Annotated in this window: 13 protein-coding genes; all 13 read left to right on the forward strand. The window is 40.6% G+C overall.

What is annotated here, in order from left to right; translation table 11 throughout:
- Positions 1 to 94: 94 nt before the first annotated feature.
- The 13 genes from T530_RS0106720 to T530_RS14735 all read left to right on the forward strand — a co-directional run bounded on the left by T530_RS0106720 (position 95) and on the right by T530_RS14735 (position 14,977).
- A complete protein-coding gene (locus T530_RS0106720) occupies positions 95 to 1,165 on the forward strand; it encodes a histidine kinase N-terminal 7TM domain-containing protein (protein ID WP_027728349.1) in 1,071 nt (356 codons plus the stop codon).
- 15 nt (positions 1,166 to 1,180) lie between these two features.
- Positions 1,181 to 1,996, forward strand: coding sequence for a glycoside hydrolase family 16 protein (locus tag T530_RS0106725; RefSeq protein ID WP_027728350.1), 816 nt, complete (start codon positions 1,181 to 1,183; stop codon positions 1,994 to 1,996).
- A 91-nt stretch (positions 1,997 to 2,087) separates the two neighbouring features.
- Positions 2,088 to 2,861, forward strand: a complete 774-nt coding sequence (locus T530_RS0106730; RefSeq protein WP_027728351.1) for a DUF554 domain-containing protein — start codon at positions 2,088 to 2,090, stop codon at positions 2,859 to 2,861.
- A 23-nt stretch (positions 2,862 to 2,884) separates the two neighbouring features.
- A complete protein-coding gene (gene nudC / locus T530_RS0106735; protein ID WP_027728352.1) occupies positions 2,885 to 3,634 on the forward strand; it encodes an NAD(+) diphosphatase in 750 nt (249 codons plus the stop codon).
- A 106-nt stretch (positions 3,635 to 3,740) separates the two neighbouring features.
- A complete protein-coding gene (locus T530_RS0106740; protein WP_027728353.1) occupies positions 3,741 to 4,238 on the forward strand; it encodes an RNA polymerase sigma factor in 498 nt (165 codons plus the stop codon).
- Between the two features lie 17 nt (positions 4,239 to 4,255).
- A complete protein-coding gene (locus tag T530_RS14730) occupies positions 4,256 to 5,044 on the forward strand; it encodes a hypothetical protein (RefSeq protein WP_051537874.1) in 789 nt (262 codons plus the stop codon).
- A gap of 78 nt (positions 5,045 to 5,122) precedes the next feature.
- Positions 5,123 to 7,366 carry an LA_2272 family surface repeat-containing protein gene (locus T530_RS13790; RefSeq protein ID WP_197018249.1) on the forward strand — a complete coding sequence of 748 codons (2,244 nt, stop codon included), beginning with the start codon at positions 5,123 to 5,125 and terminating at the stop codon, positions 7,364 to 7,366.
- Positions 7,367 to 7,423: 57 nt separating this feature from the next.
- Positions 7,424 to 10,429 (forward strand): insulinase family protein, encoded by a 3,006-nt coding sequence (locus tag T530_RS0106755; RefSeq protein ID WP_027728354.1) that lies wholly within the window; start codon positions 7,424 to 7,426, stop codon positions 10,427 to 10,429.
- A 67-nt stretch (positions 10,430 to 10,496) separates the two neighbouring features.
- Positions 10,497 to 12,851 (forward strand): TonB-dependent siderophore receptor, encoded by a 2,355-nt coding sequence (locus tag T530_RS0106760; protein ID WP_027728355.1) that lies wholly within the window; start codon positions 10,497 to 10,499, stop codon positions 12,849 to 12,851.
- Between the two features lie 46 nt (positions 12,852 to 12,897).
- The gene (locus T530_RS0106765; RefSeq protein ID WP_027728356.1) at positions 12,898 to 13,524 is read left to right on the forward strand and encodes a MotA/TolQ/ExbB proton channel family protein; all 627 of its coding nucleotides are present in this window, start codon (positions 12,898 to 12,900) and stop codon (positions 13,522 to 13,524) included.
- Between the two features lie 19 nt (positions 13,525 to 13,543).
- The gene (locus T530_RS0106770; protein WP_027728357.1) at positions 13,544 to 13,957 is read left to right on the forward strand and encodes a biopolymer transporter ExbD; all 414 of its coding nucleotides are present in this window, start codon (positions 13,544 to 13,546) and stop codon (positions 13,955 to 13,957) included.
- 12 nt (positions 13,958 to 13,969) lie between these two features.
- Entirely contained in the window at positions 13,970 to 14,374 is a 405-nt protein-coding gene (locus T530_RS0106775; RefSeq protein WP_027728358.1) for a biopolymer transporter ExbD, read from the forward strand.
- Positions 14,375 to 14,977: an energy transducer TonB gene (locus tag T530_RS14735; RefSeq protein ID WP_051537875.1), complete on the forward strand. Its 603-nt coding sequence runs from the start codon at positions 14,375 to 14,377 to the stop codon at positions 14,975 to 14,977.
- Positions 14,978 to 15,024: the final 47 nt, after the last annotated feature.

Raw genomic sequence — 15,024 nt, forward strand, 5'->3', positions numbered from 1 at the left:
TATAAAGTGACATTTTATCTCTCTTCTATGGTCTAAATATGGACAAGATGACTTTTAAGATTGATAATTAAAGGATAAAAAAGAGAGAAAAAAAATGTCACTTTATTTTGTTTTGCTAATAATTCAATATATCAGCATCGCACTTTCTATATTTTTATGCGCCTACATAAGCAGCAGATGGTCTAAACCAGCGCATGGATGGCTATTTTTTTACTGTATTTCAACTTTAGTAAATAACGCCGGCTATCTTGCTCTTATGAATGCCCAGACAGAGCGGGAAGCCCTGCTTATCTGGCAGTTTACTTACATATGCAGAGCCTGGATTCCTTTTACACTTTTAAAATTCTGCCTTTATTTGTGTACAGGAAAACGCTATTTAAGAATAACTTCCTTGTTGGCTCATGTTCATGTATTTGTTTACTTTATGGTTTTGACGATGAGCTTTAATCCGCTCTTTTATTCGTCTTACAACTTTGTGCAGGACGGAATTTTTCCGCATATTGAACTGACGCCGGGCATTATGCATTATTTTTATGATGCCATCTGCCTGGGTTATGTTTTTGTGGTTATCCGCCTTTTAATTCTTTCTATTATAAAAGAGAAGGATTGCTGCCGCCGACGCCAGTTTATTGCAGTCAGTATTGCGGTTTTTACGGTAATTCTGTCTTATATTGCAAAGCTTTGTGATCTGGTTCACGGCTATGATGAGTCGGTTATGGGCTTTACTCTGGGTGCATTTTTCCTGGAGATTGCTATTTTTGCATTTGGCATTCTTGATGTCAGGAATTTGTCTGAAGCGGTTGTCGTTACAGAAAATCCGGCTGAAGAAAAATCTTCGCCTGTAAAAATTGAAGCTTTTGGAGATTACGACAGGCGGATAAAGCTTCCGCTCAATGAAATTCTGTATTTTGAAGCAGATGCGGAACAGGTTTTCGCCTATACAAGGGAAGAAATTTACAATGTAAAGCTTCGCTTATATCAGGTGGAAGAAATTTCGCATCCGGCGGGAATTATAAGGGTTTCTAAGTCGCATCTAATTAATGTGCAGAAAATAGAATCGGTACGGCCGGCATTAAACAGCCGTTTGTATGTAAAAATGCTTAATGGGGAAGAAGTTCTTGTAAGCAGAAAATACGCTCACGCATTAAAAGATGCAATTGCGTAAAGTTTGTGAGGAAAAATGAAAAAGGAATTATTTTTGGCAGCATTGGTGATTGGCGGTGGATTTTTAACTTCCTGTGGAAATGAAGTTGAAAAGGATTTACGGCCGGACTATGTAAAGGAAAACATGTCTCTTGTCTGGGCTGATGAATTTGACGACCAGGATGCCGAGCCAAATCCTGAATTCTGGGATTACAACACCGGTGGCGGCGGCTGGGGAAACGGTGAGCGTCAGTATTATACTAACGACCGGACAAACTCTTTCGTCAGTGACGGCACTTTAAAGATTGTTGCCCACAAAAACGAAAAGAATAAGTGGACCAGTGCCCGCCTTATTACTTCTTTTAAGAAGAACTTTACTTACGGTTATGTTGAATTCCGGGCAAAGCTGCCTGTAGAAAAAGGTTCCTGGCCGGCACTCTGGATGATGCCTCAGTTTACGACTTACGGTCAGTGGCCTCGCAGCGGTGAAATTGACGTAATGGAATATGCTACAAACTTCTGGGGCAAAAAGGCTTACGGAACTGTGCATTGTAAGGCTGGCTCCGGCGGAAATGCGGTGAACAGTGATTACCGCGAAATTGCTGACGTTCGTAAGTGGCACACTTACGCTGTTTTATGGACAGAAGATTCTATCAAGTGGTATTATGACGGCGAATTTTTGACGGAATACAAAAATCCAAGGAATGAAGTTGATGCCTGGCAGGCATGGCCTTATGACCAGCCTTTCTACATTATTATGAATGTTGCTATGGGCGGTACTCTTGGCGGCGATATTCCTGAAAAACAGAAGAGCTGCCAGATGGAAGTGGACTACGTGAGGCTTTACCAATAGATTATCGGGTCAAGCCTGATAATGACACGCGGATTTAGGCAGAATAGTGACACGGTAAATTGAGTTAGGTAATAACAAAAGTGGAGTATTTATGATAGCGGTATTTGTGAATTGCGCAACGGTTTTGATTGGTTCGATTGTGGGGCTTCTGTTTGCCAGAAAAATTCCACAAAAAGTTACTGATTCCATTCAGCTGGCCTGTGGTCTTGTTTCTTTTGTAATGGGCATTCAGATGGCCTTTAAGTATCAGAATGTTGTCTATCTGGCACTGGCGCTGATTTTAGGCGGCATTGTCGGAACCCTTCTGGATATTGACGGAAAGATTCTTGCCTTTGGAAAGTGGCTTGAAAAGATTTTTGTTAAGTCCGGGGATTTTAAGGGGAAGGCTTTCCCCACCTCTGAAAATTCTGATCAGGATCCAACTTTTGAAGTGGGGCATCCTAAGAAAAACTTTGCCTATGCCTTCCTGAACGCTTCGGTGCTTTTTTGCGTGGGCGCCATGGCGATTGTTGGCAGTTTTAAGGCGGGAATTGAGAAGGATTATTCGATTATCTTTTTGAAGTCGGTGCTGGACGGTTTTGTTTCGATTGGATTTGCGGTTGCGATGGGAGTTGGAACGGCCTTTTCTATTATCACGATTTTTGTCTATCAGGGGGCGCTGACTCTGCTTTCGGTTTTGATTGCGCCTTATGTGAGCGAGCAGATGCTGGCGGAACTGACGGGAAGCGGCGGCGCGATTATTATTCTGATTGGTATTAACCTGATGGGCTTGAAAAAAGTAAAAACTGCAAATTATCTGCCGGCGGTGCTTTTCAGCGTGATTTTTGTGCTTTGCGAGCCGCTGGTAAAGGGACTGATTTTTTAGATTAAGGAATTAGGGGGCCTCAAATGGATAGATGTTTTGTTTTGTGTGATTCAAATATTGTTTTGAAGGCGGACGGTACTTTGCCGGAGTTTTCTGAACTGGAAAAAATTAAGGCTGACAATCCGCTTCTGGAATATTTTGAAGAAAAAAATACCGGAATTAAGGTGCTGGGACTTTCTTCGGCTGAAAAACTGGGGTCGTCCTACAAAGTGCTGGCTATGCGGGAATTTTTTGCAGAAAATGCTGATGATGAAATCCGCTTCCAGATGTTCAGGGCAAAATCCCTTTTGAACTGGCGGGCTACGGCAAAATTCTGCAGTTTTTGCGGCCAGAAGCTTGATGAACATCCCCTGCTGACTGCAAGAATCTGTCCTTCCTGTAAAAATGTCTTTTTCCCTCGTATTGAGCCTTGCATTATCGTGCTGGTTACTAAGGGCGAAAAGATTTTGCTGGCGCGTCATACTCAGCGTAATCAGGATATTTATGCCTGTATTGCGGGCTTTATTGAAGCCGGGGAGTCTGCCGAGCATGCAGTTGCCCGCGAGATTTTTGAGGAAACCGGTCTTCGCGTAAAGAATATTCAGTATCGCGGCAGTCAGAGCTGGCCTTTCCCGGCCCAGATCATGCTTGGTTTTACTGCAGAATACGAAAGCGGAGATATTGTTTTGCAGAAGGAAGAACTTTCTGATGCCCAGTGGTTTGACCGAAATAACTGTCCGGCAAGTCCAAAGCCTGGTTCGATTGCTTATCAGCTTATTCACGGTGAAATTTAATTAATATACATTTTACTTAACCTCGTTTTACAGTTTTATAATTATTCCTTAAAAAAAAGTGACATAATTTGTATTTTCAGGTGTCTAATATAGCAAAGGATATTTCATGAAAACTTTAACAAACAGTGAATTTTCGGAGATTTATCAGAAATTTGCTCCAATGGTTTTAAGGCGCTGCAGGGCTATTTTAAAAGATGAAGAAAAAGCTCAGGACGCCATGCAGGATGTTTTCCTCAGAATTATGGAAACAAAATGCAAAATCAAGGATTTGTGCTCCAGCCTCTTTTATGTGACGGCAACTCGTGTTTGCCTGAACAAAATCAGAAGCGAAAAGCTGCGGTCCGGGCCAGATTTTGAAGTAATTTCCGAAGTTATTGCTGATGAGTTTTCTGAAATCGAAAAGGAAAAAATTGAAGCGGGAATGATTCTTGAAAATATTTTTTCCGGGCGCGATTCAAAGGATTCCCTTATAGCGACGCTGCATTATGTTGACGGGCTTACACTTGAGGAAACGGCGGAGCAGGTGGGAATGTCACTTTCGGGGGTCAGGAAAAGGCTTTCGGAACTGACGAAATATTCGCTAAAAATTATGGCTAAAGGGTAGATGTAGAAGGGGTGCGTATGATTCCAGAGTTATTATTAGAACAGATTCTTTTGGGTGAAAAAGACGAGAGAGATTATTACGAAAAATATGGAAAATCTGAAATTCAGGCTGCTCTTAGCCAGCTTAAGGCTTCAAATGAAGAAATTCTTGCCAAATATCCTGTAGAAAAGGCTTCTGAAGACATTTTGAGAAAGGCTTTTGTAAAGAAAAATAAGGGTCTTTCTAAAGTTCAGGGGAAAGGCCTTGCTTCAAAGAGAGTTTTTGTCGGCTCAAGATTTATAAAATATGCTTCTGCGGCTGTATTTCTTTTTCTACTTGCGGGACCTGTCCTTTTGAATTATAAGAATAGTGGAAAGCAGACTCCTACTGAACGCATAAAGGGCGGAGAGCAGCATCATCAGATAAGATTATACCGCCAGAATGGAAATGAGGCTGTTCGCCTTAATAACGGCGATTCGGCTGCTGAAAACGATTTGATTCAGATTACCTATCTTCCGGGCCAGTATAAATATGGAGTGATTTTCAGCGTTGACGGAAATGGCAATGTGACCCGCCACTTCCCGGAAGCCGGCTGGAAGGCAAATGAGCTTGCAAAAACAGGAGAAGAAGTTCCTCTTGATTTTTCTTATGCGCTGGACGATGCTCCTGATTATGAGTGTTTTATTTTTGTCGCATCTAAGTCTGGATTTGATCTTTCGCAGATAAAGAATATTAAGGCTGAGGATTTCAGCATAGACTTTTTGAAAAAGGGCTCATATCTTCCTAAAAACTGCGACGGCTCAATTTTTGTTTTGAAGAAGAAATAATAGAAGGATTTATAGAAGAATTGTTAATTGCAATAGAGGGTTAGAAAAATGAGAAAATGTTATAAGAAATTTTTAGTAATGGTTTTATTCGCGGTTACCTGCCTTTTTGTATGTGGGGCTCAGGAAGCTGAATCTTTTGGGGTAGACCGCTATGCAATTTATATTGGTTCCAATAACGGGGGAAGAGAACATCAGCAGCTTATGTATGCGGGATCTGATGCTATTGCATTTCAGAAAACAATGAAGGAAATTGGTGGTGTTCCTCAGACAAATGCCATTCTTCTTCTTGATCCTACAAAGGATGATTTGGACCAGGCTATTGAAGCAATATCAGATTTAATCCGCCGAAAACGTGAAACTTCCAAGCGTTCGGAATTTCTCTTCTATTATTCTGGTCATTCTGATGAAAATGCCCTGCTTTTGGGTAACGCCACCTACGACTATTCAGGGCTTAAGACAGCAATTTCTAACGTGCCGAGTGATGTGCACGTTGTAATTCTTGATTCCTGCTATTCGGGAAACTTTATCCGCACAAAGGGCGGTCAGAAGAAAAAGCCTTTCCTGCTGGATGATTCAACGGTCGTAAAAGGACATGCCTATCTTTCTTCAAGCTCGTCACAGGAATCTTCCCAGGAATCTGATGAAATTGAATCATCATTTTTTACAAATGCCATGCTGACAGGTTTACGTGGTGCGGCAGACAGTTCCGGTGATAAAAAAGTTACATTGAACGAACTTTATTCCTATGCCTTTAATGAAACTCTTTCTAAAACTGAAAATACATCGGCCGGGCCTCAGCATCCGAACTATAATATTACTCTTGTAGGTTCGGGAGACCTTGTACTTTCTGATATTTCTAATTCTGACTGCGTGCTGAGTCTTTCTCGCGATTTGAACGGTCGCCTTATTATTCGCACAAAAAACGGAAAGCTGATTTCTGAAATCAATAAGTTTGGCGGAAAGGCTCTTTTCCTTGCGCTTGAAGAGGGTGATTACAATGCCACTTTGATTACAGACACAATGACAATGCAGGGAAACTTTTCTCTGACATCGGGCAAGGTTTATCAGCTTGGGCCGGGAAACTTGCATCCGGTAAGCGGCACTTTCAACCGCCTGCGCGGGGGAGACGGCACTCAGACATCTGAAGACGACGAAGATGATGATGACGATGAATGGGATTCAGGTACTCTCTCAGAAGATACAATGTTCTTCCCGATTGAGTTTTCTTTTGTAATTAATGAAATTACCCGTGGTTTCCATAAGAAAATCATTACGCCGCTTTCAATTTCTATTTTGCATTCCAAGGTTTACAGAGTTAATGGTGTAATGGTCACTCTTGGAATTAATGAAGCAGATATTATAAACGGTGTTCAGACTGCACTGGTTGCAAATACGGCCCATGACTTACATGGTGTTCAGGCTACATGTGGTCTGAACAGTGCCCATGATTTTAATGGTGCACAGGCTGCACTTGCAATTAACAAGGCTGACAATTTTAAGGGTATTCAGGCAGCTGGTATTTTTAATAAAGCTGATAATTTTAAGGGAGCCCAGGTTGCCGGCATTTTTAACAGAGGAAAAGAATATCTGGGTATTCAGGGGGCCGGTATATTTAATGTTGCTAATGATTTTACTGGCGGACAGTTTGCAGGCATTTTCAACAGTGCAAAAAATACTTCTGGTATTCAGTGGGCAGGGTTTGTAAACAAGGCTGATAATGTCAGTGGTTCTCAGCTGGCTGGTTTTGTAAACGTTGCAAAAGATGTTCATGGAGTTCAGATTGGTCTGGTGAATGTTGCAAAAGATGTACATGGTTTTCAGTTTGGTCTTGTAAATATTTGTGATGACGGTATTATCGAAATTGGTACTTCATTTTCATCGAACAGAAATTTCCGTCTGACGATGAATTCTGGTAAACGTTATCTTTATGGCATGATAGGCGGACTTTTCAGCGGAAATTTCCTGTTTGATAATTATGATGGAGAAACAAGAGCTCACTTAATTTATGGACTTGGAACCCGCTTTCAGGCAGGAGTCTTTAATTTTGACCTTCAGGCCTACCGCACAGTTTACAACGATTCTCACCATGAAGACAGCTATGGAATTAATTTCTGTAAAATATTCATCCCGCAGATACGTATGGAAACAGGATTTAAGCCAGCCAAAAACATCAATTTCTTTATCGGTCTTAATTTAATCTGGGGTTTTGGCGAATCAAACGATGTTTATGATGATTTTGAAAAGAATCTTAAAATCAAGTTTGATGACGACTTCACTGTTTATCCTGAAATTGAAATCGGTGTAAAATATATCATCAAATAAGTAACATTATTCTGACTTTCATGTGTCTAATTTATATCACAAAAATGGAGAAGACACATGAAACATTCAAAAACTATTGCATTACTTACCTGCGCCTTTTTTGCTGAATTGTGTTTAGGGCAAAGCATTTCGGAAAAAGAGACGCAGGTTTTTAATCTTCTTAAGACTTCTGCTTATACCAGTGGCACGGAAGTCCTTCATTACGAACACAAAAAATCCGGCGCCAATCTTGTCTGGCTGAAAAATGACGATACCAACCGTGGTTGTACTCTGGCATTTCAGACCAGAGCCTACGACGACCAGGGGCTTCCTCACATTTTTGAGCATGCCTGCCTGGACGGTTCAAAAAAGTATCCAAGTTCAACTTTATTCTTCCAGATGTCCATGCAGACCTACCAGACTTATATGAATGCGCTCACAGAGCAGCTGGTAACTTATTATCCGCTTTCGTCCCTGTCCGAAGATCAGCTTTTTGCAAGCCTTGATGTTTATATGGAAGGGGTTTTCAATCCGATTATTCTGGAACAGGAGTTTGAAATTAAGCGGGAAGCTGTCCGTTTCGTTCTGGAAAGTCCGGAGTGTCAGATAAAACCAACCGGGGCAGTTTATAATGAAATGCTGGGTATTTTGGCTGAAAAACGCAATTTTAATTATTTTGAATCAAAAAGAGCTCTTTTCCCCGGCAGTTTTGACAGTTTTAATTACGGCGGAAAGCCTGAAGAGGTCCTTAATGTAAGCTGGCAGAGCGTAAAAGATTTCCACGCAAAATATTACAAGCCTTCCAACATGGTGATTTATCTTTATGGAAAGCTGGATATTGACCGCTTTTTAACTTATTTTGACGCATTTTTTTCAAATTATGACAGAAGCGAAACAGATTTATCAGATAAAAATTACCAGCCTTTCAGCGGGATAAAAGAAGTTACTGCGGAATTTCCTGTCAGCAAAGATTATCAGACTGAAAATTCTTCTATATTTAACTATGTTTTTACTCTTCCAGGCGCTAATCAGAATGATTTTAACGACCTTTATATTGCCAGCGTTTATCTCATGCAGGAGTCTTCCGAGTTAAAGACGGCCTTGAAGGCAAAATTCCCGGGCTCAACTTTCTACTGTGGTTATGAGCCTTTTTTACGCCATCCCTATTACTATTTTATGGTAGAAAACATAAATGAAGAAGACAGGGCTGAAATCAAGGCAATTATAGACCAGGCTATGCAAAGTCTCTGCAAAAAGAAATTAGACGGCACTTATATTAAGGTTCTTGCAAATTATATGAAGGTCCAGAGCATTCAGGAGGAAGAGAATTCTGATTTTGAAAAAAGAATGTCCGGCATTGTAAAAAACTGGGCCGCAAGTGATGATCCGCTTTATTTTATAGAATACAGAAATAAGATGATGAATATCGGAAAAACTTCTACTCCAAAAACAATTCAGGCAAGCGCCAAAAAATATTTTGCCAATCCTGAGCAGGGAATTGTTTTAATCACAAAACCTGTTGCCGGGCTGGCAGAAAAAAAGGCTGCCCAGGAGGAAAAGTATTTTGCTGATATGAAAGCCGGAATGTCTAAGAAAGAAATTGAGTCTCTTATTGAAGAAAACAGGCTTTATAACCAGTGGATGGCAGAAAATGAAAAAGTCAGTCTTATTGATAAGGTGAAGGTTGTTGGCGCGGCAGAAATCCCGGAAGAAACGGCAGAAGCAGAAATCTCAGACCAGAATATTGACGGTTTCAGACTGCTTTCCGGTGAAAATCCCGGGGCGGAATACGTTAAGGCTTCGGTACTGTTCAAACTGAATACATTGCCACAGGAATATCTTCATCCGGTTATGCTTTACTTTGACCTTCTGGGCAACCTTCCAACGCAAAAGCATAGTCTCAATATGCTTGAATTAAAAATGATGCTTTCGGTTTACAGCGCCGAGAGCGAAACAAAGTTTTATCCTCTCAGCGGTCAGTATGAAAGTGGTGGAACTGACATTTATTCGGGGGCAAATATTGTCTGTCTGAATGAAAATCTTTCCTCTTCGCTGAAAATCGGACTGGAAATGCTTAAAGAAACTAAGCTTGATGATTTTGACACTATAAGAAGCATTGCCGGCAGATTATATAAATCAAAACGGCAGGAAGCTATTCAGGAAGTTCTGGAAAAGCCTGCCGAGAATCTTAGTTCGGAGATGGCCCATGTCGCTTCTAATCCTTCTTATTCTGCGAGTTTGTATGCAGAAACTTTTGACTATTGGAGATTCCTTGAAAAGGTATCTTCTATGGATGATTCAGAGATTAAAAATCTTACAGACAGCATAAAAACAGGCTTAAAGTATGTTTTTAATCGCCAGAATCTAACCCTTGTCTGCATCGGAGATAAAAAGCAGATTAATCAGTTTGCAGAAGCCGGAAAAGCTTTTGCAAAAACTTTAGGACAGGAAGAGCTGCCCCTGCAGAATGTAGTTGGCACTCACGAAGCCCTGCCTAAAAATGTTGCAGTGGTAATTCCTGGCAATGCAAACTTCTGCTACAAATCTCTGGCGCTTAGTCCTTTTAGTGATAAGCTGAACGAAAAATACTGTGTCTTTTCGCTAATGCTTGGTGATAAGTACTTTATTCCTCAGCTGAGATTTAAGAACGGTGCTTATATGGCCTACTGTGAGCTTGAAGAAAGAGGAATTTATCACTGGACTTATCGCGATCCGGGAATAAAAAGCACTTACCAGATTTATTCAAAAGCTCCTGATTATATGAAGGAAGTTTATTCTACTCTAACTCAGGAGGAACTGGACGGCTATATCACTATGATTTGTTCTGTCATTCAAAAACCGGTTTCTAATTCTGAACGCCTGTCAAAGAAAATCAAGGCTTATCTTAGCAATGATTACGAGCAGAATCAGGCTTTGAGAAAATTAAAGCAGGTAAAATCGGTAAAGACTGAGGATGCAAAGGAATTTATCCGCCTTCTTGAAATGCTGGAAAAAGACGGAGCAAGAATAACCTTTGGTAATTCAGAGCAGATTAATGAAAATCAGGAAATGTATGACCTGATAATTACAGACTTGATAAATTAAAAATCAAAATAAAAAAGTAACATTTTTGAAATCTTCGGGTGTCTAAAAGATAACGAGGATTTCAAAAATGAAAAAATTATTGCTTTTATTGCTGTTTTTGCCTGCTTTTGCTTTCGCAGGAGAAACAAATCTTTCAGAAGAAGATGATGATTTGGATTTTACACTTGAAGATGAAATGGAACTTTTGAGTGTAATTGAGGGAGAGGGTCTTGAAATACATCGTTCTGCACCAGAAAGAGCAGGCGAAAAAACAGGTGTTTCAACTGTAATCACAAAAGAAGAAATGAAAGCTACTGCAAACATGGGTATTGCTGAAGACACTATGGCTGCCGTACGTACCTTGCCGGGTGTAACTTACGGTGGCGCCTGGGGTTCAGAACCTTCTGTGCGCGGCGGTCAGCCTAGAGAGCTTGGATATACCCTTGACGGCATGTATCTTTTGTTCCCTTATCACTGGGGAGGCGGAGCTTCCTTTTTCTATCCGTCAATCATTGATTCGATAAAACTTTCGAACGGTGTTTTTTCGGCTAAGTACGGCCGCGCCTCATCAGGTCTTATGGAAGCTACAACTCTTAAGCCTGATTTTGAAAAAGTTCACGTAAATGCGGGCATTTCTACTACTTGTGCCGATGCTTTCGTTCAGGTTCCTTTTGGAAAAAATGTAGGCGGCATGATTATTGGAAGTCACCTTTCATATCTTGATCCTATTGTCTGGGTTTTCAAGCAGATGAATATAGACGGAATGAAGGATATTGACCGCGCTCCATACATCCGCGATCTTTTCCTTAAGGCTAACTTCAAGCCATGTTCAGAACTTGATATTTCAGTTATCGGATTTTTTGGAAGCGACGGACTTTCACTTGATACATCTGTTGAAAAGAACGGATTAACAACAAAAACTGTAATGGATTACGATATTTATCAGGTTCTTGGCGGCGTAAATATTAAATATCTTGCTACAGATAAACTTATGTTCCACGGTCTTTTTTCTTACAACGGAATGTTTGAAAATCTGGACATGAAGGAAAAAGAAAGCGGAATCGTAAAGTACAACAATGATTTCATCAAAAAGTACAGTTCTAAATCTGCAAGCGTAAAAAGCGGAGCAGGCTACAATCTGGATGGTTTTGGAGTAGATTATACTGAGGATATTAAAAATCATCTTGTAACAGGCTGTCTTGAAAGTGAAATTGAGCTGAATGAAAAAAATCATCTTTGCGTAGGCTTTGATGAAACCTTCCAGAAGGGAAAAAATAAAAACAGCATAGACGGCTGGGATGAACAGAAAGTAAATGATGACTATATTTTCCGTCGTGTAAAAAAGGACATTTCAAATGACGGAAACTGCATTTTTGATAATGCGGCCTTTATTTCCTGGACTTATGGAAATGACACAGATTTTATTCAGACAGAACTTGGTCTGCGCGGTGAGTTTATCAATCTTCGCAATTTTGATGATGATTACTCTATCTCACTGGTTCCAGATATTTGTCCACGCGCCAACATTACTTTTACTCCTTGGAGAAACAAGGGAATTCTTGAAAAAGCTTCCTTTACTGCAGGAACAGGCCTTTTTGTTTCCATTCCACGCGAAACAATGATGTTTAATCGTGATATGGGCTTGAAGGATTTTGAAATGCATCCTAACCGCGCCCTTCTGGGAGTTTTGGGAGCAGATGCAGCTCTTGAAGGCGGCTGGAAGTTCAAAGTTGAAACTTACTATAAATACTATCTTTCAAGAATTTACAATTATCAGTTTACCAGTGCTGAGTCAGGCTACAAGGACATAGACATTCTGGTTAAGACTAACGGAAAGGGCTATGTGTTTGGCGTAGACACAATGATTGAAAAGAAAATCGGTTCTAACTGGGACGGTTATCTGTCTTACTCATTTGTCTACTCTAAGCTCAAAAATCCTGTAGACGTTGGCGCTAACCAGGTTCCAAGAGTGCAGCCAAATGAGCCTTTGAATGAATGGTATTTCCCGGCTTATCACCGCTTCCACACTATGAACCTGGTAAGCAACTGGCATTTTGGAAAGGGATGGACTTTTACAGTTAAGGGAACTTTGGCAACTGGAACACCAAAAGAAGACACAGGCGATGTATTCTGCTATGCAGCGGTAATGGATGACGGCACTGTCGTTCAGCGTTACACAAGAAGCAGTGTATACAGCGATACTTTGAGAACAACTATTTCCTGCCCGGTTGATTTGAAGATTTCACGCGAATGGAAAACAAACGGCGGAAAAACAAGCTGGGAATACTACTTTGCCCTTCAGGATGTTTTTGTAAATCTTTATCAGCCAAGAGGAAATAAGGAGTTCAATTCCTTTACCGGTGAAATGGATAGCGAAGCCAAGTCGGCAAGCTTTAATTTGGGAATGCCAGTTCCTTCTTTTGGACTTAAGGTTAAATTCTAAAAAAATTAGCGGCCATTTCCCGGCTGCTTAACACAGGAGAAAAATTATGGAAAACGGATTTAGTTTAATTGAATTATTCAAACTTGGCGGCCCTTTTATGTGGGTACTTCTGGCTTATTCGGTTGCAACAATTGCGATTATTATTGAACGCTGCATTTATCTGGCCTGGCATGACTGCAAGGTTGCGCCAATCAGCAATAAGGTAAAGTCTTTCCTTCATGATAATCAGAGATACGAAGCCGAAAAATATCTTTCATCATATGGAAGAAAACAGACTGTAGCGACAGTTTTGCTGGCTCTTGTAAGAAACGCAAGATTCGGTGAAAACCGCATGGAACGCGCCGCAGAAGCAGAAGCTCAGGAACGCCTTCGCCGCATGGAAAACGGTTTCAACTATCTTACAGCTCTTTCTTCATTGGCGCCGCTTACAGGATTTTTGGGCACCGTTTCAGGAATGATTGGAGCCTTCCAGTCAATTGCAACAGCCACCGACGTAAACGCCCAGCTTGTAGCCGGCGGTATTTACGAGGCACTTATCACAACAGTCTTTGGTTTGATAATCGCAATCGTTGCCCTTCTTGCTTACAACCTTTTGATTCAGAAGGTAGATACTTTTGCGGCAGAAACATCCAAAGCAATCAACGACCTTGTACCGGAATTGATGGGTGCATAGTCGCAGGAGAAAATAAGAAATGATTAAGCGATTTGTGCGTCATAAGGTAGAAGATGCGGGAAGTTCAGGTTCATTAAATGACCTTTCCTTCCTTTTAATTATCTTTTTTATTGTGATAGCGGGATTTAATGTGAACAAGGGATTTTTATTGAATTTGCCGTCAAAAGAAAAGCCGATTGTAGTAAACACTGAAGATATTTTTAAATGCAAACTGCAGGCGGACGGCAGAATTTTCCTGGATAAGGAAGAACTCAACATTTCTGACCTGACAACAAGAATTGAAGAAAAATTGAGAACCTGGCCTAATCTTACTTTTCTGCTTTCAATTGACGGGGACTGCGCCTACCAGAATGTAGTAGATGTAATTGCAGCCATCAGGAAGTGCCGGGTAGAAAACTTTTCCTTCAGAATGAATGAAGGTCAGACGGAATAGGGGCGTGTAAAAATGGTTAATATCAAAAAAAAGAGAAGAAATCCTTCTATTACAACGTCGTCTATGTCGGATATAGGCTTTCTGCTTTTGATTTTTATCATGCTGATTTCTCTTATGAATCAGCGCTACGAAGAAAAAATCAATTATTCGGAAAGTACGATTTTGGAGAGAACTCAGGCTGATACGAATTTTGAAATCTGGGTTCAGAAAAATGGAATTATTTCAGCAGATGGCGAGGTTTTAGATGCCATAGGGCTGGAGCGGGTTCTTGTTGAAGCAATCACAGAAAACCCCAGCGTAAGAATTCACGTAATTGCCGATAAAGATACTCCATATAAATATGTGAATTCGGTTGTTGGTATTCTGCAGTCGCTGCAGCACCGCGTAGTAAGTTTTGTTGTAAGGGAGCGTGCCTGAATGAAAAATACAATTAGCATTTCTAAGTTGACGCCTTTATGCCGTCCACTGCTTTTTGCCTTTGTTTTTTTTCTTCATGTGGGAGCAATTTATTTTATTAATTTTAAAAGCAAGGCAGAGGATGTAGAAACCGTGGATTTTCACGAGGCCGATATTTTTAAGCTGGTAGATATTCAGGAATACGTAAAGCCTGCTCCAAAGCCTGTTGAAAAAAAGGAAGTCGTAAAGGTAAAAAATCAGCCAAAAGCCTCTGAACTTATTTCAGAAACAAAGGAAGAAGTTCAGATGGAAGAAGAACAGGAAATATTCCTGCCCCAGCATAAAATTTCATCTATTCCGGTTATTCCAAACCGGGAAGTTCTTTCCAGAATAGTTTATCCGCCAATGGCTTATAAGCAGGGAATAGAAGGCCTGGTATATCTGGAACTTTACATAGACAGCAAAGGAGTTATTAAAAATATAAAGGTGCTGAAGGATCCGGGACACGGTTTTGCAGAAGCTGCCATTGCCGCTTTGAGAGGAATTAAATGTATTCCTGCCAACGCAAATGGCAAGGCTTGTGCCGTTCGTTACCGTTATCCGTTAAAATTTACAGTAAACTAACTATTGTAATCATTGTTATAAATCTATAAAATATTCCTATTAACATT

The sequence above is a fragment of the Treponema sp. C6A8 genome (assembly GCF_000619925.1).
GTDB lineage: Bacteria > Spirochaetota > Spirochaetia > Treponematales > Treponemataceae > Treponema_D.

Coding starts and splice junctions, on each gene's coding strand:
- T530_RS0106720 (WP_027728349.1), top strand. CDS start 95: ATGTCACTTTATTTTGTTTTGCTAATAATTCAATATATCAGCATCGCA.
- T530_RS0106725 (WP_027728350.1), top strand. CDS start 1,181: ATGAAAAAGGAATTATTTTTGGCAGCATTGGTGATTGGCGGTGGATTT.
- T530_RS0106730 (WP_027728351.1), top strand. CDS start 2,088: ATGATAGCGGTATTTGTGAATTGCGCAACGGTTTTGATTGGTTCGATT.
- nudC (WP_027728352.1), top strand. CDS start 2,885: ATGGATAGATGTTTTGTTTTGTGTGATTCAAATATTGTTTTGAAGGCG.
- T530_RS0106740 (WP_027728353.1), top strand. CDS start 3,741: ATGAAAACTTTAACAAACAGTGAATTTTCGGAGATTTATCAGAAATTT.
- T530_RS14730 (WP_051537874.1), top strand. CDS start 4,256: ATGATTCCAGAGTTATTATTAGAACAGATTCTTTTGGGTGAAAAAGAC.
- T530_RS13790 (WP_197018249.1), top strand. CDS start 5,123: ATGGTTTTATTCGCGGTTACCTGCCTTTTTGTATGTGGGGCTCAGGAA.
- T530_RS0106755 (WP_027728354.1), top strand. CDS start 7,424: ATGAAACATTCAAAAACTATTGCATTACTTACCTGCGCCTTTTTTGCT.
- T530_RS0106760 (WP_027728355.1), top strand. CDS start 10,497: ATGAAAAAATTATTGCTTTTATTGCTGTTTTTGCCTGCTTTTGCTTTC.
- T530_RS0106765 (WP_027728356.1), top strand. CDS start 12,898: ATGGAAAACGGATTTAGTTTAATTGAATTATTCAAACTTGGCGGCCCT.
- T530_RS0106770 (WP_027728357.1), top strand. CDS start 13,544: ATGATTAAGCGATTTGTGCGTCATAAGGTAGAAGATGCGGGAAGTTCA.
- T530_RS0106775 (WP_027728358.1), top strand. CDS start 13,970: ATGGTTAATATCAAAAAAAAGAGAAGAAATCCTTCTATTACAACGTCG.
- T530_RS14735 (WP_051537875.1), top strand. CDS start 14,375: ATGAAAAATACAATTAGCATTTCTAAGTTGACGCCTTTATGCCGTCCA.